Here is an 18,398-nt window from a genome sequence, read left to right on the forward strand (position 1 = left end):
TGCGGATTCGATGAACGGAAACCCGCGCGCGATCCGCCGGCCCGACCGTTCGAATCACGGCCGGGCTCGCGGGGGCATCGTTCGCCCAGCTCGATGGTCGTTCTCGACCGGCGTGCCGGGCCGGCGGTGGCCATGGCCGGTGAACACGGCTGCTTTGCAAACGCCGGAGGGCGCGGTATTCTTTCCGCGTGGCTCCATGGCGACGCCGGATGTGCGCCGCCGACCGATGAATCCGAACCTTAAAGACACCGGAAATTCAACTATGTCGAAACATCACCCCACCCGTCGCGCGCTGCCGGCGGCTCTGGTCGTCGGCGCGGGCCTCGCGTTCGCCGTGACGGCCAGCGCCCAGGTGCTCGACCGCAGCATCGATACCGAGAACCGGATCACGCGCAACGCCGCCCAGGTCCAGGCCCAGATCAACCAGGTGGCCGACCAGACCGAGGACATCGTCAGCGAGTACCGGGCGCTGCTCAACGAGATCCAGAGCCTGCGGATCTACAACGACCAGCTGCAGCGCGTGGTGCAGAGCCAGGAGGAGGAGATCGTCCAGATCAACGACGACCTCGAGAACCTCGAGGCGACCAACCGCGACGTGGTGCCGCTGATGATCGAGATGGCCGAGACGCTGCCGCGTCTGATCCGCGCCGACGTGCCGTTCCGGCTCGACGAACGACTGGGCCGGGCCGAGAACCTCGTCGACGCGCTGGACATGGCCGACGTGACGACCTCGGAAAAGTACCGCCGCATCCTCGAGGCCTACCTCGATGAAGTCGAGCTCGGCCGGACCACCGAAGCCTACGGTGCCAGCCTGCCGAACGGCCAGGAAGTGAATTTCCTGCGGATCGGCCGAACGCTGCTGTTCTATCAGTCGCTGGACGGTACCGAAACCGGCTGGTGGAATCCGAACACACGCCAGTTCGAACAGCTCGACGACAACTACCGCCTGCCCGTCAGCGACGGCCTGGCGATCGCGCAGAATCAGGTTGCACCGGATCTGGTGCGTCTTCCCGTGCCCGCACCGGAGAGTGAATGATGAATCGACTGACCCTTCTACTGGCTAGCGCCTGCCTGCTGCTTCCGGTCAGCGGCGCCGCTCAGGAGACGCTCGACGAACTGCTCCAGCAGGTCGAGCAGGCGGCTTCGGAAGAAGCGCGCATCGACCAGCAGCGTCTGCAGGAATTCCGCTCGGAACGAAACCGGCAGCAGCAGCTGCTCGAAGAGGCGCGGGCCGAACTGCGGGCGCAGCAGCAGCGTTCCGACCGGCTCAACACCGAGTTCGACAACAACGAACGCGAACTGGCCGACCTGGAAACCACCCTGGCCGAACGCCAGGGCAACCTCGGCGAACTGTTCGGCGTCGTTCGACAGGTCGCCGGGGACTTCGCGTCCACCCTCGATGACTCGATGACCTCGGCGCAGTACCCGGGTCGCTCGCAGTTCCTGTCCGACCTCGCGCAGCGCGATCGCCTGCCCCGGGTCGAAGAATTGCGTGAAATGTGGACCGCGATCGTTCGCGAGATCGCTGCCTCGGGCAAGACCGTGGAATTCACGGCCGACGTCACCAATGCGGACGGCGACCTGGAAACGGGACGCTCGGTCGCGCGCCTCGGCGTGTTCAACGCCGTGTCCGACGGAAACTTCCTGCGCTGGGACTCGGTCCGCGATCGCCTGGTCGAGCTGCCCCGGCAGCCGGCCAGCCGCTACCAGGCCATGGCCGAGGATTTCCAGAACGCCGCTCCGGGCACCGTCGAAGAAATGGCGGTGGACTTCACCCGCGGCACCATCCTGCAATCCGTGGTCCAGTCGCCGACCTACCGCGAGCGGCTGCGCCAGGGTGGACCCGTCGGCCTGGTCATCGTCGCACTCGGCGTGCTCGGCTTGCTGTTCGCGCTGTGGAAGGGCGTGATGCTGTTCATCCGCGGAAACGCCATCAAGCGCCAGGTCAAGCGGGATTCGGCCGACAAGGGCAACGCCCTGGGTCGCGTCCTGGCCGTTTACGAAGAGAACCCGGACGCGGACGTGGAAACCCTCGAGCTCAAGCTCGACGAAGCCATCCTGCGCGAAACCGCACCGCTGGAATCGGGGCTGCCGTTCATCAAGGTGCTGTACGTGGTTGCGCCGCTGATCGGTCTGCTGGGTACCGTGGTCGGCATGATCCAGACTTTCCAGCAGATCACGCTGTTCGGCACGGGTGACCCCCGCATGATGGCCGGCGGTATCTCGATGGCGCTGATCACCACCGTGCTCGGTCTGGTCGTGGCCATCCCGCTGACCCTGATCCACAGCGTCCTGCAGTCGCGCAGCCGTCAGCTGGTCCAGATCCTCGAGGAGCAGGCCGCCGGCATCATCGCGCGCACTGCGGAAGAGCGCCATGGTCACTCTGTATAACCTTCTCGAGTCGATCCGCGGCTTCATCGAGCTCGGCGGCGACGTCCTGTGGGCGATCATGGCCGTCCTGCTGGTGATGTGGACGCTGATCATCGAGCGGTACTGGTACCTCTTCCGGGTCCTCCCGGGAGAGCGCCGGGCGCTGATCGAGCAGTGGAACGAGCGCAGCGATCACCGGTCCTGGCACGCCCACCGCGTCAAGGAAGAGATGATCAGCCGGCTCAAGGGCAACCTGGAGACCAACGTCCGGAACATCCAGACGCTGGTCGCGATCTGCCCGCTGCTGGGTCTGCTCGGCACGGTGACCGGGATGGTCGCGGTGTTCGACGTCATGGCCTACTTCGGTACCGGTAACGTCCGCGCCATGGCCGCCGGGGTCTCGAAGGCAACGGTTCCGACCATGGCCGGCATGGTCGCTGCGCTGTCCGGGGTGTACTTCGCCTCCTATCTCGACCGCAAGGCGGATATCGAGGCCGAGAAGCTCGAAGACCTGCTGCAGCACGACTGACCGAATCTGAGGACGACTTTTCATGCCACGCAGACACGCTGCAAAGGACGAGCCGGAGATCAACATCACGCCGATGCTGGACATCGTGTTCATCATGTTGATCTTCTTCATCGTCACCACGACCTTCGTTCGCGAAACCGGCGTCGAGGTCGACAAGCCCACCGCGCTCACGTCGGAACCACGCCCGCAAGGCAATGTCCTAATCGGTATCGATGTCAACGACGACATCTGGATGAACGGCAGCATGATCGAGCTCAGTGACGTGCGCACCCTGGTTTCACGTGCACGTTCCGAGAACCCCGAAGGGTCGGTGATCCTGATCTCCGACAAGGGGTCTCGAACCGGAACGCTGGTCGACGTCATGGACCAGGTCCAGGCGGCCGGCGTAACTCGTATGGCTATTTCCGCCGAACAAGAAGGCGGGGGGTAACAGCATGGGTTCAGGACTTCGCTATCTCATCTCTCTGGTGCTGGCCGTGGTGGTCACGCTGGCCGCGTTCTACTTCATGCACAAGCTGATTTCCAACGCCGGCGGCGACAACGAGGTGCTCGAGCCGCCACCGGGCATCCGCTTCGGGCCGGTGGAGATCGACGACACGATCACCAAGGAATCGCGCAAGCGACCCGAGCCGCCGCCGCCGCCCGAAGAGCCCCCGCCGCCGCCGGACCTGGAGATCGCCCAGGTCGAACAGACGCCGGTGAACATGCCTCAGCTCGACCTTCCGGACCTGAATTTTTCGCCGACGGGCGGAAACCCGGTGCTCGGCAACTTCAACACCAACCGCAACGCAGAAGGCGATGTCGTGCCGCTGGTGCGGATCCAGCCGCAGTATCCGCGCGATGCGGCCATGAACCAGATCGAAGGCTACGTGCGGGTTCAGTTCACGATCACCGAAACCGGGGCCGTGACCAATCCGCGGGTGATCGACGCCGAACCGCCGAGGGTGTTCGACCGGGCTGCCCTGCGGGCGATCCTCCGGTGGAAGTTCAAGCCGCGCATCGTCGATGGCGTGGCCGTTGCCCGTACGGCGACCCAGACCATCGACTTCAATCTCGACGGTAGCTGATCCCGATCGCCGGGCGTCCCTCGCCCGGCGAACCGTGACCGGACGAGGCCCGGACGAACCGAGCCGCAGCATCGATCCGTCACCCCACCAAAGACTTGAAACGGAACGGACCATGAACCGTAGTCAGACCTCCCCGACGACCGTCGCCGCCGATCCCCAAGCGTGCCTTTCCCGTGCTGCCACCCCGGTCGCGTCGATCTCGTCCATCGCAACGGCCCCCGTCGCCGCTCTGGTCGCCGCCATGATCGCGCTGAGTGCGCCCATGACGGCCAGTGCCCAAGCCGAAGACACCGTGACTTGCGGCGTCGAGCGCGAGGTGGATGCCGGCATGCTGTCGGAACCGATCTACCGTCGCCTGAACGACATCTTCGAGAAGTTCGGCGAAGAGCTGTTCACCGAGGCCTACAGCGATCTGAACGACATGCGCGACCGCCGCCTGTCCGATTACGAACGTGCGTCGGTCGAACAGGCCATGGGTTTCGCGGCCGCGCAGCAGGAAGATTATCGCCGCGCCATCGGTCACTTCGAGGAGGCGATCCGCATCAATGCGATGCCGAACGACCAGCACTTCGAAATGATCCTGCAGATCGCTCAGCTCTACAACGCGATCGAACAGTACGACCGCGCGCTGGAGCAGCTGGATCTGTGGTTCTGCGTGTCCACGGAAGATGCCAAGAAGCAGGCGTCGGTCTGGCTGCTGAAGGCCAATCTGCATATGCAGCGTGACGAGTTCCGGATGGCGCTGGAGTCGATCGACACGGCCATCGAGCTACGCGACGATCCGCCCGAAAGCTGGTACCGCGTCAAGCTCGGCATGCACATGGAGCTGGAGGAGTGGCGGCCGGCGACGGACGTTCTGAAGATCCTCATCCAGATGAACCCGGACCGCAAGGCCTACTGGATCCAGCTGTCGGGGTCGTACATCGAGCTCGGTGACGACGCCGAGGCAATGGCGGCGTTGCGCCTTGCCTGGCGGCGCGGCATCCTGGATCGGGGTAGCGAATACGTCCAGCTGGCCGGGCTCCTGCAGCAGATGGACTCTCCGCGCCAGGCGGCCGAAGTCCTCGAGGACGGGCTCGGCAAGGGCCTGGTCGAAGCCACGTCACAGAATTGGGAAATGACGGCGGGTGCCTGGTACGAAGCGCGGGAGATGGACAGGGCCCTGGCGGCCTACGATCGCGCCGGCGAACTCTCCGATAGCGGCAAGATCGATTTCCAGCGCGCGTCCATCCTGACGAACCGGGAAGAGTGGCCCGAGGCGCTCGCCGCCGCGACCCGCGCCCTCGAAAAGGGCGACCTGACCGAGTCGCAGCGGGGCAACGCGAACATCCTCGCGGGGATGGCGCACTTCAACATGGGTAACTACGATGCGGCCGAGCAAGCCTTTAATCGCGCCGCGGACTATGGCAGACTGCGTCAAGCGGCGCAGGAGTGGATCAACCACATCAACCAGACGCGCCAGAACTCAGTAGGACAGTAGCGGTTCAACAGTAGCGGTAATCACGATCGCCGACCGGGGAGGATGACGATGCAGAACAATACCGAGAATACGCTCGAGCAGAAGGTCGGCGACGACGCCGGTCCGGCCGCAGGGACTCCGCCGGCGGCACCCGCGCCTGTCAAGAAGAAGACGAACAAGAAGAAGGCTTCCAAGAAGAAGGCGTCCAAGAAGAAGGCTTCCAAGAAGAAGGCTTCGAAGAAGAAGGCTTCGAAGAAGAAGGCTTCGAAGAAGAAGGCTTCGAAGAAGAAGGTTTCCAAGAAGAAGGCCTCCAAGAAGAAGGCCTCCAAGAAGAAGGCTTCCAAGAAGAAGGCCTCCAAGAAGAAGGCTTCCAAGAAGAAGGCTTCGAAGAAGAAGGCTTCCAAGAAGAAGGCTTCCAAGAAGAAGGCTTCCAAGAAGAAGGCTTCCAAGAAGAAGGCCTCCAAGAAGAAGGCCTCCAAGAAGAAAGCTTCCAAGAAGAAGGCCTCCAAGAAGAAGGCCTCCAAGAAGAAGGCGTCCAAGAAGAAGGCGTCCAAGAAGAAGGCGTCCAAGAAGAAGGCGTCCAAGAAGAAGGCGTCCAAGAAGAAGGCGTCCAAGAAGAAGGCTTCGAAGAAGAAGGCTTCCAAGAAGAAGGCTTCCAAGAAGAAGGCTTCCAAGAAGAAGGCTTCCAAGAAGAAGGCTTCCAAGAAGAAGGCTTCCAAGAAGAAGGCTTCCAAGAAGAAGGCTTCCAAGAAGAAGGCCTCCAAGAAGAAGGCGTCGAAGAAGCGGGCGTCGAAGAAGCGGGCGTCGAAGAAGCGCGCAAAAAAAAAGCCCCTCTGATCCGAGGCGCTGACGCCTGGCGCCAGCTGGCGGAAGTCTCCGAGACCATTCGAGAGGCGGCCGAACAGCTCGGCGAAGCGGCATCCCACCTGGCTGCGCGAGAAGCTGCCGCAGGCCGTCGAGCGCTCGACGATTTCGTCGGCGCAACGCGATCCAAGCTCTCCGATCTCGAAGAGATGGCCGAGCGAGGGATCGCGCGGATCACCGGGAAGTAGTCCATCGTGCGCCGGCCCTCGGTGCACGACCTGGTCGACCGCTTCATCGATGCGGTGTGGGCGGAAGACGGTCTTTCCCCGCAAACGCTCGACGCGTACCGAACCGACCTGGCCGGATTCGATCGGCCGGGTCTTTTCGTTTCCGGCGATGATCGAATCGAACTCGATCGCCACGCTCTCCTCGCAGAATTCGCCCGCCGCTTGCGCTCGGGGCTGCAGGTCAGCACGCTTCGCCGGCAACTCAGCGCACTGCGGCGTTTCTGCGCCTGGCTTCGGCGGGAACGCTACATGCGAGGCGATCCGCTGGCCGGGTTCGAGCCTCCGAAACGACCACTTCGCCTGCCGGGCACCCTGACCGAAGCCGAGGTCCGCGCTCTGATGGCGGCGCCGGATGTCGAGACGCCGATCGGCCTTCGTGATCGAACGATGCTCGAGGTGCTCTACGCCAGCGGCCTCCGCGTCAGCGAACTGGCCGGACTGCAGCGGGCCGGCGTGAATCTGCGTCAGGGCCTGCTTCGGGTTACTGGAAAGGGCGGCAAGGAACGACTGGTTCCCCTCGGCGAGGAGGCTTCTGACTGGCTCGGAAAGTGGCTGGACGGGCCGAGAGCCGATTGGTCGCGCGACGACGGCTGCGACGACGTGTTCGTCTCTCGTCGCGGCGCCGGGTTGACCCGGCAGGCCATCTGGCACCGGATCCGGCGCTACGCGCTGAGCCTGGACCTGGGCAGCCGGCTTTCACCGCACAAGCTGAGGCACTCCTTCGCGACCCACATGCTCGACCACGGCGCCGATCTGCGCGTCGTGCAGCTGCTGCTCGGCCACGCCGACCTGGCAACCACGCAGATCTACACCCACGTCGCCCAGGCACGGCTGAAGAATCTCCACCATCGCCACCACCCGCGCGGCTAGACTAGCGTCGCGCCCGGTGGTCGGCCGGGCGGGCCGATGGGGTTCGTGGGGACGTGCAAAAAGGCGTTCCCTTCGGAACTTCCCCCGGCTTCACCGTTCAAACCGTCCAGACCGCTGCGGGATGATCCGATGAGTCCCGTGCCGAACCGCTCAATGAAGAGGAATGCCGTGAATCACGAATTCGACAAGACGATGCACCGGGTCGCTGGCGCCCTTGCGCTGCTGGTGGCTGCAACGACGGGCCTGGCCCAGGACTACCAGGCCGTGCGGGATCGCCTGCAGACCCTGGCCGGCGCAGACACGGAAATCGCCATCGCCGAATCGGCCGTGCCCGGCATGCTGCGAGTTCGACTCGGCGGCGACATCGTCTACATGACCGAAGACGGACGCTACCTGATGCAGGGCCGGCTGCTCGATCTCGAATCGCGGACCGATCTGACCAACCAGGCCCGCACCGAAATCCGCAAGGACCTGCTGGCATCGCTGGATTCGGACCAGCTAATCCGGTTCGGGCCGGACGACCCGGCCTACGACCTGATCGTGTTCACCGATGTCGACTGCGGATACTGCCGCCGACTGCACCAGCAGATCGAGGAGTACAACGAGGCCGGCATCCGGATCAACTACATGGCGTTTCCGCGCGCCGGCATCGGCTCCGAGACATTCCGCAAGATGGACGCCGTGTGGTGCGCGGCCGACCAGCGAGCCGCGATGGACGAAGCCAAGGCGGGCGGCAGCCCGGATGCACCGGAGTGCACCTCGCCGGTCGCTGACCAGTACAAGCTCGGGCAGGCGATCGGCGTGACCGGCACTCCGGCGCTGGTAACCCTCGACGGCGACCTGATTCCCGGCTACGTGCCTGCCGACGACCTGCGCGGCCGGCTGGAGCAGCTCGCCGCTCAGCACACCGGGGACTGAACGCAAGGTCCCGACCGGGTCCGCCACGGACCCGGTCGTTCGCGCCGGCGCGTGCCCGGCCGTGACGCCGCGCGCGAATCGATTCGCCTCGACGAATCCATCCCGCCAGACGGGATTTCACGCGCGCCTCCTGGTCCCGACGTTCGAAGGGCCGCCGGAGCCAGTGGCCGCGGCGATATAATCCCGACTTCGCCGAAGTGGGCCGATCCGGTGTTCTGCCTCTCCCGTCCTGCACCAAGCCGAACGCGTCCGCGACGCGGAGTCCGGCCGCGCTTCGACCCGCTCGTCCTGCCCGGGAGATTCGCCCGATGAAATTCCTGCTCGGCCGCGGTGGGCTTCCGCGGTTCAAGATCGCCGCCCTCGCCGACGCGCTGGGGCGGAGCCTCGGCACCCGCGTCCAGCTCTCCAGCCGCGAACTGCTGATGCTCGACCTGCCGGAGCCGGTCTGGTCATCCCATTCGCGCGATCTTCGTCGCCTGCTCGACGCCGAACCCCTGACCGACGATCGCGTTGCGCCCGATTCCCTGTTCGTGGTTCCCCGACGCGGCATGATCAGCCCCTGGGCCAGCAAGGCGGCCGACATCCTGCAGCGTTGTCACGTCGAGGGTGTACGGCGCATCGAGCGCGGCTGGTGGATCCGCCTGGACGGCATCTCCCCGGAGCGGCTCGACGGCGAGGCCCGCGATCTCCTGCACGACCGGATGACCGAGGCCCTGGTCGATGAGCTCGGCGACCTCGAGGGCTGGTTCGCGCCGCTGGACCCGGAGCCGCTGGCTCACGTGGCCCTCGGCGACGACCCGGCGGGCGCGCTTTCGGCCGCGAACCGGCGCATGGGCCTGGCGCTGAACGACGAAGAGATCGACTACCTCGCCGCCGCCTACGCGGAAATGGGCCGTGCACCGACCGATGCCGAACTGATGATGTTCGCCCAGGCCAACTCCGAGCACTGCCGACACAAGATCTTTAATGCGTCCTGGACGGTCGACGGCGAGGCGCTCGAAGGCTCGCTCTTCGGCATGATTCGCGAGACCCATCGCAACGTGCCCGACGGCGTCAAGGTGGCCTACGACGACAACGCTGCGGTGCTCGAGGGCTTCGACGGCGAACTCCTCGATACGGGGATCGACGATCCGACCTGGCGCGCGGTCCCGCTCCGGCAGCACATCCAGATCAAGGTCGAAACGCACAATCACCCGACCGCCATCTCCCCCGACCCGGGTGCGGCGACGGGCGCCGGCGGCGAGATCCGGGACGAGGCGGCGACCGGGCGGGGCGGCCGCCCGGTGGCCGGACTGACCGGCTTCAGCGTCTCGGACCTGAGAATTCCCGGCTTCGAGCGGCCGTGGGAAACCGCGCCCCCGCCGCCGTCGCGGCTGGCGGCGCCACTGGACATCATGATCGAGGCGCCGATCGGCTCGGCCCGCTACAACAACGAGTTCGGCCGGCCCAATCTAGGCGGCTATTTCCGTGCCTGGTCGGCTTCGACCGACGACGGCCAGGAACGGCGGCTCTGGGGCTACTACAAGCCGATCATGATCGCCGGCGGCGCCGGCGTGATCGCCGAGGGACAGACCGAGAAACTGCCGCTGGCGGCGGGTCACCGGGTGATCGTGCTGGGCGGTCCGGCCATGTTGATCGGGCTCGGCGGCGGCGCCGCCTCGTCCGTGCATTCCGGCCAGTCCTCGGAAGATCTCGACTACGCCTCGGTACAGCGCGCCAACCCGGAAATGGAACGACGCTGCCAGGAAGTGATCGACCGCTGCTGGACGCTCGGCGCGGACAACCCGATCGCGTCGATCCACGACGTCGGCGCCGGCGGGCTGTCGAACGCCATCCCGGAGTTGCTCCACGACGGCGGGGTCGGGGCCGAGCTCGAACTCCGCGCGATTCCCGCCGCCGATGCCTCGCTGTCGCCGATGGCGATCTGGTGCAACGAGTCGCAGGAGCGGTACGTGATGGCGGTCGCCGAACGCGACATGGACCGCTTCCGTGCGATCTGCGAGCGCGAGCGCTGCCCGTATGCCGACCTCGGCCCGGCGACCGGGGAACACCGGCTCCGGCTGCACGACGGCGAGGCCGACGCACCGGTCGACCTGGATCTCGACGTGCTGCTCGGCAAGACCCCGAGCCTGGCGATGGACGTCACGCGCCGCGCGGTCCCTGTGCGTGATGAAGGGCTCGAGGGCGTTTCCGCCGACGAAGCGCTCGATGCGGTCCTGCGCGTTCCTTCCGTCGGCAGCAAGCAGTTCCTGATCACCATCGGCGACCGCACGGTGGGCGGCCTGAGCGCGCGCGACCAGATGGTCGGTCCGTGGCAGGTCCCGGTGGCCGATTGCGCGCTCACCCTGACCGACTACGCCCATCACACCGGCACGGCGATGGCGATGGGTGAACGCACGCCGCTGGCGGTCTGGGATGCGCCCGCATCGGGCCGCATGGCCGTCGCCGAGGCCTTGACCAACCTGGCGGGAACGGTGCTCTCGGGGCGGCGATCGATCAAGCTGTCCGCGAACTGGATGGCGGCCAGCGGCGCACCCGGCCAGGACGCGGCGCTGCGCGAGACCGTCGAGGCCGTCGCCCGATCGTTCTGCCGCAGCCTGGAGCTGGCGATCCCGGTCGGCAAGGATTCGCTGTCGATGCAGACCCGCTGGTCGGACGGTGGCGAGGACCGCACGATGACCGCGCCCGTGTCGCTGATCGTCTCGGCTTTCGCGCCGGTGGCCGACGTGCGGCGCTCGGTCACGCCCGAGCTGCGCCTGGATGCCGGACCCAGCGAGCTGGTGCTGCTGGCCTTGCCGGGCCAGCGGCTGGGTGGCTCGGCGTTGAGCCAGGCGCTGGACCGGCCGCTCGGGCCGGTCCCCGACGTGGATTCCGCCGAGCGCTTCGCCGCCCTGTTCGACACGGTGCAGGCGCTGGTTGCCGACGACCTTGCGCTGGCCCTGCACGACCGGTCCGACGGCGGGCTGGCGGTCAGCGTGCTGGAAATGGCGCTGGCGGGCCACGCTGGGGTCGCGCTGGAGCTGCCCGATGGCGTGGACCCCGTTGCCATGCTGTTCAACGAGGAGATCGGTTTCGTCGTGCAGACGCGTGCGGCCGATCGGGACCGGATCGAGCGCCGGCTCGCGACGGCCGGCCTCGATGGAACGATGACCGTGCTCGGTCGGATCTCGGGCGACGACCGGCTGGTCGTCGAGCAGAACGGCACCGCGCTGCTCGATCGGCGCCTGCCCGACCTGCACCAGGCGTGGTCGGAGACGAGCTGGCAGATCCAGCGCCTGCGCGATCATCCCGACTGCGCCGACGAGGAATTCGGGCAGCTTGCCGACTGGTCGCGACCGGGGCTGTCGCCGGTGGTTACCTTCGAGCCGGCCGCGCCGGCTGCCGTGGGGCGAGCCCGCCCGCGGGTCGCGATCCTGCGCGAGCAGGGCGTGAACGGCCAGCGCGAGATGGCCCAGGCGTTCCATGCCGCCGGCTTCGAGGCGGTCGACGTCCACATGAGCGACCTCGAGCACGGGCGGCAGACGCTGACCGGCTTCCGGGGCCTGGCCGCCTGCGGCGGGTTCTCCTTCGGCGACGTGCTCGGTGCCGGACAGGGCTGGGCGCGCTCGATCCGCTTCAGCCGGCGCCTGAGCGAGCAGTTCGAGGCGTTCTTCACCGACGAATCGACCTTCGCCCTGGGCGTGTGCAACGGCTGCCAGATGCTCAGCGCGCTGGCCCCGCTGATTCCCGGTACGTCGAACTGGCCGCGCTTCGAACACAACCGGTCACGCCAGTTCGAGGCGCGCCTGAGCCTGGTCGAGATCGTCGATTCGCCGTCGGTGCTGCTGGCCGGAATGGCCGGAAGCCGCCTGCCGGTGGCCAGCGCCCACGGCGAAGGGCGCGCGGTGTTCGCCGACGAGGCCGCGCAGGCCGGGGCCCGGGTCGCGGTGCGCTACGTCGACGGTCACGGCCGTCCTGCCGAGACCTATCCCGACAACCCGAACGGCTCGCCGGCGGGCATCACCGGCCTGGCGAGCGACGACGGCCGGGTGACCATCCTGATGCCCCACCCGGAGCGCCTGCTGCGCGCGGTCAATTACTCCTGGGCGCCGCCGGAATGGGGCGACTGGTCGCCGTGGACGCGGATGTTCGAGAACGCCCGCCAGTGGGTAGACTAGGAGCCTTCGGACAGGCCGCAGGTCGGACACCATGAGCGACGATCGATCCCCGGAAACGGCGGGTGGGCCCGCCCCCGAAGAGGACGCCACCGGCAACCCCATCAAGGAGATGTTCCTGCTGGCGCTGCTCTACCTGCCGCTGGGCTTCTTCCTGTGGTTCTACCTGGCCTCGGTGCTGATGTGGTTTCCGACCCGCCTGGTCGACTGGGCGCTGACCGGGTTCTTCCCGGACATCTTCCGTGACGTCGTCCAGCTCGGCTACCGCCTCGAGATCCAGCTCGAATTCGTTCGGCCCGAGGGACGGATCGCGCTCGCCGACCGCGAGATCATGATCTATGCCTGGGGCATGGCGCTGCTGTTCGGGCTGATCATGGCCACGCCGATGTCGGCGAAGCGCCGCCTGGCGCAGATGGGCATCGGCTACGTCGTGGTGTCCCTGGTCACGGCCTGGGGTGCCTTCTGGGACGCGATGAAGGAAGTCGCCTTCAAGGTCCAGCCGGAAGGGGTCGCCGCCATCGCCCAGAGCGCGGTGAGCCCGACCATGATTGCGCTGTTCTACCAGCTGGGCTACCTGATGCTGCCGGCCGTGATCCCCCTGGCGACCTGGATCCTGATGAACCGTCCGTTCCTCGAGGACGTGGTGCTGTCCCGCCGGCGCTGAGCGCCACCTGCGCGAACCCGGCGGAACCACACCGCCGCCGGGGCTGTCCATTGCAGGCGTTGCAGGAAAGGACCCGTATAATCCCGGCCATGGAAAATGCTCTGACCGCCACCGGCGAGACCGACCTGTTGCCGCAGGTCGGCGACCACCTCGAGGACCGCGCGGCCGATCTGTGCCAGCTGATGATCGCCCAGGGCCGGTTGCGCGCCGAGGACCTGGCGCGGGCACGCGCCTACCGCGAGCAGCACGGCGGCAATCTGCTGACCCTGCTGGTCCGCCTGGGCCTGGTCTCGGAGCGCGACCTGGCCTCGGCCCAGTCCGAGCTGCTCGGCATTCCGCTGTTTTCCGAGAAGGACTACCCGGAGCAGACACCGGACATCGATTCGGTCTCGACGCGGTTCATGAAGCAGCAGCACCTGGTGCCGGTCAAGGTCGAGGACGACACGCTGCACGTGGTCATGGCCGATCCGCAGAACCCGGCCATGCTCAAGGCGCTTCGCATGGCCACCGGTCTGAAGGTCGAGCCGAGCGTCGGCATCACCTCGGAGATCGACAACGCGATCGAGCGTTACTTCGGCGGCGGTCGCAGCGCCATGGGCCAGATCGCCGAGGGGCTGGGCGCCGACGTCGAGAGCGACGACGAGGAGAACGTCGAGCACCTGCGGGACCTTGCCTCCGAAGCGCCGGTCATCCGCCTGGTCAACCTGATTCTCGGTCGCGCGGTCGAAGCGCGGGCGTCGGACATCCACATCGAGCCCTTCGAGAACCGGCTGAAGGTGCGCTACCGCGTCGACGGCGTGCTGCAGGAAGTCGAGGCCCCGCCGGCCCGATCGACGGCCGCGGTGATCTCGCGCGTGAAGATCATGGCCAAGCTCAACATCGCCGAGCGACGGCTGCCGCAGGACGGCCGGATCATGCACCGGGTCTCGGGCAAGGAACTGGACCTGCGCGTGTCCACCGTGCCGACCTCGCACGGCGAGAGCGTCGTGATGCGCATTCTCGACCGCGAAGCCGTGACCCTGGACTTCGGCAGCCTCGGCTTTGCCGAAGACACCCGCGATGCCTTCATCAAGGCGCTGGAGATGCCGCACGGCATTATCCTGGTCACCGGCCCGACCGGGTCCGGCAAGACCACCACGCTGTACACCGCCCTGAGCCAGCTCAATTCGCCGGAACGCAAGATCATCACGGTCGAGGACCCGGTCGAGTACCAGCTCGAAGGCGTCAACCAGATCCAGGCCAAGTCGTCGATCGGGCTGAACTTCGCCGCCGCGCTGCGCGCCATCGTGCGCCAGGACCCGGACGTGATCATGATCGGCGAAATGCGCGACCTGGAAACCGCCAAGATCGCGATCCAGTCCGCGCTGACCGGTCACCTCGTGCTCTCCACGCTGCACACCAACGACGCCGCCGGCGGCGTGACCCGGATGCTCGACATGGGCGTGGAAGACTACCTGCTCACGTCCACGGTCAACGCGATCATGGCCCAGCGCCTGGTTCGCCGCCTGGACCCGGAAACCCGAGAGCCGTTCCAGGCCCTGCCGGAGATGGTCGAGGAGCTCGGCCTGCGCGAACTGACCGACGCCGACCCGATCACGCTTTATCGGCCGGGCACCTCCGAGGTCAATCCGACCGGCTACAAGGGGCGGTCGAGCATCATCGAACTGCTGACCATGACCGACGAACTCCGCCGGATGGTGATGAAGCAGGCTACCGCCGGCGAACTCGAGCGCCAGGCGGTCGCCGAAGGCATGCGCACCATGTACCAGGACGGCATGCTCAAGGCGCTCAACGGGGTGACCAGCGTCGAGGAAGTCCTGCGCGTGACGCAGGAAGCCTGAGCGCGAGGCGATGCCGATCTTCGAATACAAGGCGGTCACGCCGGCCGGGGAAACCCTGACCGGCGAGATGGAAGCGCCCAGCGCCGACCTCGTCGTCGCCCATATCCAGGAAACCGGCAATATCCCGGTCCAGGCGAAGGAAGTCGGCGCGGGGTTCCGGCTCGAGACCCTGTTCCGCGGCCGCCAGGGCCTTTCGCAACGCGAGATCGGCGACCTGACGGGCCAGCTGGCGACGCTGCTCGGCGCCGGCCTGCCGCTCGATCGATCGCTGGGCATCCTGGTGGAACTGGCCGAGAACGAGCGCGTCGAACGGCTGCTGTCGAAGGTCCGCGACCGGGTCCGCGAGGGCATCTCGCTGTCCGAGGCCCTGGAAGAGCGACACGGCGTGTTCTCGCGCTTCTACATCAACATGGTGCGCGCCGGCGAACTGGGCGGCGCGCTGGACCAGACCCTGGCGCGCATGTCGGAATACCTCGAGCGCGCCAAGGAACTCCGGGACGGTGTGGTCTCGGCGCTGATCTATCCCGCGCTGCTGGTCATCCTGGCGATCGCTTCGTTGATGCTGCTGATGATCTACGTCATCCCGCAGTTCACGCCGATGTTCGAGGACTTCGGTGCCGACCTGCCGCTGATGACCAGGATCGTGGTCGGCATCGGTGAAGTGCTCAGGGGCTACTGGTGGGCGCTGGCCGGCGGCGCCGCGTTGATCGCCTTGTGGTTCCGCGGCCAGATGGCCCGGCCGGCCACGCGCCTGCGCTGGGACGGCCGGTTCCTGGCCACCAGGTGGGTCGGCGACGTGATCGCCAAGATCGAGATGGCCCGCCTGGCCCGGACCACCGGCACCCTGTTGATCAACGGCGTGCCGCTGCTGTCGGCGATCTCGATCTCGCGCAACGTGATGACCAATACGGTGCTCCGCGAGGACGTCGGCCAGGCGGCGAAGAAGGTCAAGACCGGCACGCCGCTGGCCCGCGCGCTGAACGAGAGCGGCCATTTCCCCCGCCTGGCGCTGCAGATGATCAATGTCGGCGAGGAAACGGGACAGCTCGACGCGATGCTGCTGAAGGTCGCCGACACCTACGATCGCGAGGTCAAGACCACGATCGACCGGCTGATGGCGTTGCTGGTGCCGGCCCTGACCCTCGGCCTGGCGGCGGTGATCGGCGTGATCGTGATGTCGGTGCTGATGGCGATCCTGAGCATCAACGAACTGGTCGGATAGACACGTCGGATGGAGGCACGCGCGAGGTGCGGGGGAATTCTCCGCCGTCGCCGCGGTCGAATCGAAGCATGAAGGAGTCGAACATGAACGCAATGCATTCCAAGTCCGCCGCCGGCGGTTTCTCGCTGATCGAACTGCTGGTCGTGCTGGTCATCCTCGGCATGATCGCCGGCCTGGTCGTGCCCAACATCATGGGCCGCAGCGAGGACGCCAAGGCGCGCACCGCCGTCGCGGAAATCCAGCGCCTGTCGATGGCCGTCGACGAGTTCTACCTCGATACGGGGCGTGCGCCGCGCGAACTGCGCGAGCTGGTCGAGGAGCCGGCCAACGTTTCGAACTGGAACGGGCCCTACGTGAACAACTCGAACCTCGAGGATCCGTGGCAGAACCCGTACCAGTACCGGTACCCGGGCGAGCACCGTGACTTCGACCTGCTGTCCTACGGCGCCGACGGCTCGCCCGGCGGTGAAGGCGCGGCGAAGGACGTCGCCAACTGGGAGCAATGACCGATACGGGACGTCGACCTGCGCCGATCCCGAGCAGGGGGCGTACGTCCGGTTTCAGCCTGATCGAGCTGATGATCGTGATGGTCCTGGTCATCGCATTGTTCGGGCTGGTCGGGACTTCGATCAGCCGATCTCTCCGGGGGGCGGAGCTGCGCAACGAGGCGCGCGAGATCATCGCCGGGCTGCGCCATACGCGTGGCCGGGCGATCGTGGAACGGGCCGAGACGGTGTTCCGCGTCGATGCCGATGCGCGCACCTGGCAGGCCGCCGGCGAGGAGACCCGCCAGCTGCCCGAGGGGCTCGACATCACCCTGACCACCGCGCGTTCGGAATTGACCGGCGAGAACGCCGGCGGCATCCGCTTCTATCCCGACGGCGCTTCGACCGGCGGCAGCGTGCTGCTCAGCGTCGACGACCGCGAGTGGTTCGTCACCGTGGGCTGGCTGACCGGTGAGATCAGCCAGGACGCTCCGGAGGACTCGTGATGCGCCGATTTTCCTCGACGACCCTGCGCCCTGCGCGCGCCCAGGCGGGCTTCACGCTGGTCGAAGTCATGGCCGCCTTCGCGATCTTCGCGGTGCTGTTCGGCGTCATGCTGCAGATCCTGTCCACGTCGATCAGCAACACCCGTCGCTCCGGCGATTTCACCCAGGCGGCACTGCTGGCTCAGAGTCAGCTCGACATGATCGGCATCGAGGCGCTGCCGGAGCCTGGGCGCTACGGCGGCGACTTCGGCGACGGTGGGTCCGACGACCGCTATCGCTGGGAAATGGACATCGAGCCGTACTTCATCCAGGACGATCGTGGCGTGAATTACGACGAACTCCCGATCGACCTGTACCGCGTTTCCATGACCGTGTACTGGGGCGAGGGCCGGGCCGAGCGCTCGGCGACCTTCGAGACGCTGCGCTCGGTCGATCGTTTCTACGCCGAACGACAGGGCCTGCAGCCGTGACGCGGTCCCGTACCTCGAGGCCGCAGCCGCGCCATCGGCAGCGCGGGTTCACGCTGGTGGAACTGCTGCTGGCCACGGCGCTGATCGCGCTGATCATGGCCATGGCCTACGGCGGCTTCCGGGCCAGCGTGCGGGCGACCCATTCGGGCGAACAGTTGATCGAGGAATCGAACCGGCTTCGGGTGGTCCACGAGTTCATCCGGACCCGCATCGCCCAGGCGATGCCGCTGATCATCGAGGACATCGACGAGGAGCCGGTCCGGTTCGTCGGCGAGCGCGACCGGCTGCGTTTCGTCGCCCCGCTGCCCGGCTACCTGAGCTTCGGCGGGCCCTACGTCCAGGAATTCCGGATCGAGCGCGGCCGGGAGGGCATGGACCTGGTGTTCGCCTACGCCATGCTCAACGGCTACGAGCCCGGCGACCTCGACGCCGAACCGCCCGTGACCCTGCTCGAGAACGTCGGCGACCTTTCGCTGGAGTACCTGGGCTTCGAGGAGGACGGCGAGGCGGTGTACTGGGATTCGGCCTGGGTCGAGCCGGGGCGGATGCCGCTGGCGGTCACGATGACGCTGGACTTCGAGCGCGACAACGGGCTGGACTTCCCTCCCCTGAGCACGCCCCTGATGGTCGATAGCGCGAGCACCATGCAGCCCCAGCTGCGGGGCTCGAGTTCGATCCTCTCGCCGGTCAACCGGCGGCTCCAGAACGGCGACGATCGGGACCGGCAGTGACAGCGGCAACCACGACGGCCA

17 protein-coding genes are annotated in these 18,398 nt (G+C 66.7%); 16 read left to right on the forward strand and 1 reads right to left on the reverse strand.

Translation table 11 applies throughout. The annotated features are described in order from the left end of the window. Window positions 1-262 precede the first annotated feature (262 nt). The 6 genes from KUV67_13635 (at window position 263) to KUV67_13660 (ending at window position 5,446) form a co-directional block, all read left to right on the forward strand. On the forward strand, window positions 263-1,036 hold the full coding sequence (locus KUV67_13635) for a DUF3450 domain-containing protein (GenBank protein MBY6205927.1): 774 nt from the start codon (window positions 263-265) through the stop codon (window positions 1,034-1,036). Next, window positions 1,033-2,391 (forward strand): MotA/TolQ/ExbB proton channel family protein, encoded by a 1,359-nt coding sequence (locus tag KUV67_13640; protein MBY6205928.1) that lies wholly within the window; start codon window positions 1,033-1,035, stop codon window positions 2,389-2,391. The genes KUV67_13635 and KUV67_13640 overlap by 4 nt, the downstream gene beginning before the upstream one ends. After that, on the forward strand, window positions 2,375-2,899 hold the full coding sequence (locus KUV67_13645; GenBank protein ID MBY6205929.1) for a MotA/TolQ/ExbB proton channel family protein: 525 nt from the start codon (window positions 2,375-2,377) through the stop codon (window positions 2,897-2,899). Before KUV67_13640 ends, KUV67_13645 begins: the two co-directional genes overlap by 17 nt. A gap of 22 nt (window positions 2,900-2,921) precedes the next feature. Next, window positions 2,922-3,329 (forward strand): biopolymer transporter ExbD, encoded by a 408-nt coding sequence (locus tag KUV67_13650; GenBank protein MBY6205930.1) that lies wholly within the window; start codon window positions 2,922-2,924, stop codon window positions 3,327-3,329. 4 nt (window positions 3,330-3,333) lie between these two features. Then, the gene (locus KUV67_13655; GenBank protein MBY6205931.1) at window positions 3,334-3,966 is read left to right on the forward strand and encodes an energy transducer TonB; all 633 of its coding nucleotides are present in this window, start codon (window positions 3,334-3,336) and stop codon (window positions 3,964-3,966) included. Window positions 3,967-4,078: 112 nt separating this feature from the next. Further along, entirely contained in the window at window positions 4,079-5,446 is a 1,368-nt protein-coding gene (locus KUV67_13660; protein ID MBY6205932.1) for a hypothetical protein, read from the forward strand. Window positions 5,447-5,466: 20 nt separating this feature from the next. On the opposite strand, the gene KUV67_13665 is transcribed toward KUV67_13660, so the two are convergent. Beyond that, complete coding sequence (locus KUV67_13665; GenBank protein ID MBY6205933.1) at window positions 5,467-6,504, reverse strand: hypothetical protein; 1,038 nt, start codon at window positions 6,502-6,504, stop codon at window positions 5,467-5,469. Here KUV67_13665 and KUV67_13670 point away from each other — a divergent pair. The 10 genes from KUV67_13670 to KUV67_13715 all read left to right on the forward strand — a co-directional run bounded on the left by KUV67_13670 (window position 6,499) and on the right by KUV67_13715 (window position 18,377). Further along, window positions 6,499-7,386, forward strand: coding sequence for a site-specific tyrosine recombinase XerD (locus KUV67_13670; GenBank protein ID MBY6205934.1), 888 nt, complete (start codon window positions 6,499-6,501; stop codon window positions 7,384-7,386). The two genes, KUV67_13665 and KUV67_13670, sit on opposite strands and share 6 nt — an antisense overlap. 168 nt (window positions 7,387-7,554) lie before the next feature. Further along, a complete protein-coding gene (locus KUV67_13675) occupies window positions 7,555-8,304 on the forward strand; it encodes a DsbC family protein (protein ID MBY6205935.1) in 750 nt (249 codons plus the stop codon). A 308-nt stretch (window positions 8,305-8,612) separates the two neighbouring features. Further along, on the forward strand, window positions 8,613-12,461 hold the full coding sequence (purL, locus tag KUV67_13680; protein ID MBY6205936.1) for a phosphoribosylformylglycinamidine synthase: 3,849 nt from the start codon (window positions 8,613-8,615) through the stop codon (window positions 12,459-12,461). A 31-nt stretch (window positions 12,462-12,492) separates the two neighbouring features. Then, window positions 12,493-13,122 carry a hypothetical protein gene (locus KUV67_13685; protein MBY6205937.1) on the forward strand — a complete coding sequence of 210 codons (630 nt, stop codon included), beginning with the start codon at window positions 12,493-12,495 and terminating at the stop codon, window positions 13,120-13,122. Between the two features lie 89 nt (window positions 13,123-13,211). Next, the gene (gene gspE / locus KUV67_13690) at window positions 13,212-14,963 is read left to right on the forward strand and encodes a type II secretion system ATPase GspE (GenBank protein MBY6205938.1); all 1,752 of its coding nucleotides are present in this window, start codon (window positions 13,212-13,214) and stop codon (window positions 14,961-14,963) included. A gap of 10 nt (window positions 14,964-14,973) precedes the next feature. Continuing rightward, window positions 14,974-16,185: a type II secretion system F family protein gene (locus KUV67_13695; GenBank protein ID MBY6205939.1), complete on the forward strand. Its 1,212-nt coding sequence runs from the start codon at window positions 14,974-14,976 to the stop codon at window positions 16,183-16,185. Window positions 16,186-16,268: 83 nt separating this feature from the next. After that, window positions 16,269-16,691: a type II secretion system major pseudopilin GspG gene (gene gspG, locus KUV67_13700; protein MBY6205940.1), complete on the forward strand. Its 423-nt coding sequence runs from the start codon at window positions 16,269-16,271 to the stop codon at window positions 16,689-16,691. Continuing rightward, entirely contained in the window at window positions 16,688-17,176 is a 489-nt protein-coding gene (locus KUV67_13705) for a GspH/FimT family pseudopilin (GenBank protein MBY6205941.1), read from the forward strand. The genes gspG and KUV67_13705 overlap by 4 nt, the downstream gene beginning before the upstream one ends. After that, window positions 17,176-17,646, forward strand: a complete 471-nt coding sequence (locus KUV67_13710) for a type II secretion system GspH family protein (protein MBY6205942.1) — start codon at window positions 17,176-17,178, stop codon at window positions 17,644-17,646. Before KUV67_13705 ends, KUV67_13710 begins: the two co-directional genes overlap by 1 nt. Then, on the forward strand, window positions 17,643-18,377 hold the full coding sequence (locus tag KUV67_13715) for a prepilin-type N-terminal cleavage/methylation domain-containing protein (protein ID MBY6205943.1): 735 nt from the start codon (window positions 17,643-17,645) through the stop codon (window positions 18,375-18,377). The genes KUV67_13710 and KUV67_13715 overlap by 4 nt, the downstream gene beginning before the upstream one ends. Window positions 18,378-18,398: the final 21 nt, after the last annotated feature.

The sequence above is a fragment of the Halomonas denitrificans genome (genome assembly GCA_019800895.1).
Classification (GTDB): Bacteria; Pseudomonadota; Gammaproteobacteria; order Xanthomonadales; family Wenzhouxiangellaceae.

Coding starts and splice junctions, on each gene's coding strand:
- KUV67_13635 (MBY6205927.1), top strand. CDS start 263: ATGTCGAAACATCACCCCACCCGTCGCGCGCTGCCGGCGGCTCTGGTC.
- KUV67_13640 (MBY6205928.1), top strand. CDS start 1,033: ATGATGAATCGACTGACCCTTCTACTGGCTAGCGCCTGCCTGCTGCTT.
- KUV67_13645 (MBY6205929.1), top strand. CDS start 2,375: ATGGTCACTCTGTATAACCTTCTCGAGTCGATCCGCGGCTTCATCGAG.
- KUV67_13650 (MBY6205930.1), top strand. CDS start 2,922: ATGCCACGCAGACACGCTGCAAAGGACGAGCCGGAGATCAACATCACG.
- KUV67_13655 (MBY6205931.1), top strand. CDS start 3,334: ATGGGTTCAGGACTTCGCTATCTCATCTCTCTGGTGCTGGCCGTGGTG.
- KUV67_13660 (MBY6205932.1), top strand. CDS start 4,079: ATGAACCGTAGTCAGACCTCCCCGACGACCGTCGCCGCCGATCCCCAA.
- purL (MBY6205936.1), top strand. CDS start 8,613: ATGAAATTCCTGCTCGGCCGCGGTGGGCTTCCGCGGTTCAAGATCGCC.
- KUV67_13685 (MBY6205937.1), top strand. CDS start 12,493: ATGAGCGACGATCGATCCCCGGAAACGGCGGGTGGGCCCGCCCCCGAA.
- gspE (MBY6205938.1), top strand. CDS start 13,212: ATGGAAAATGCTCTGACCGCCACCGGCGAGACCGACCTGTTGCCGCAG.
- KUV67_13695 (MBY6205939.1), top strand. CDS start 14,974: ATGCCGATCTTCGAATACAAGGCGGTCACGCCGGCCGGGGAAACCCTG.
- gspG (MBY6205940.1), top strand. CDS start 16,269: ATGAACGCAATGCATTCCAAGTCCGCCGCCGGCGGTTTCTCGCTGATC.
- KUV67_13705 (MBY6205941.1), top strand. CDS start 16,688: ATGACCGATACGGGACGTCGACCTGCGCCGATCCCGAGCAGGGGGCGT.
- KUV67_13710 (MBY6205942.1), top strand. CDS start 17,176: ATGCGCCGATTTTCCTCGACGACCCTGCGCCCTGCGCGCGCCCAGGCG.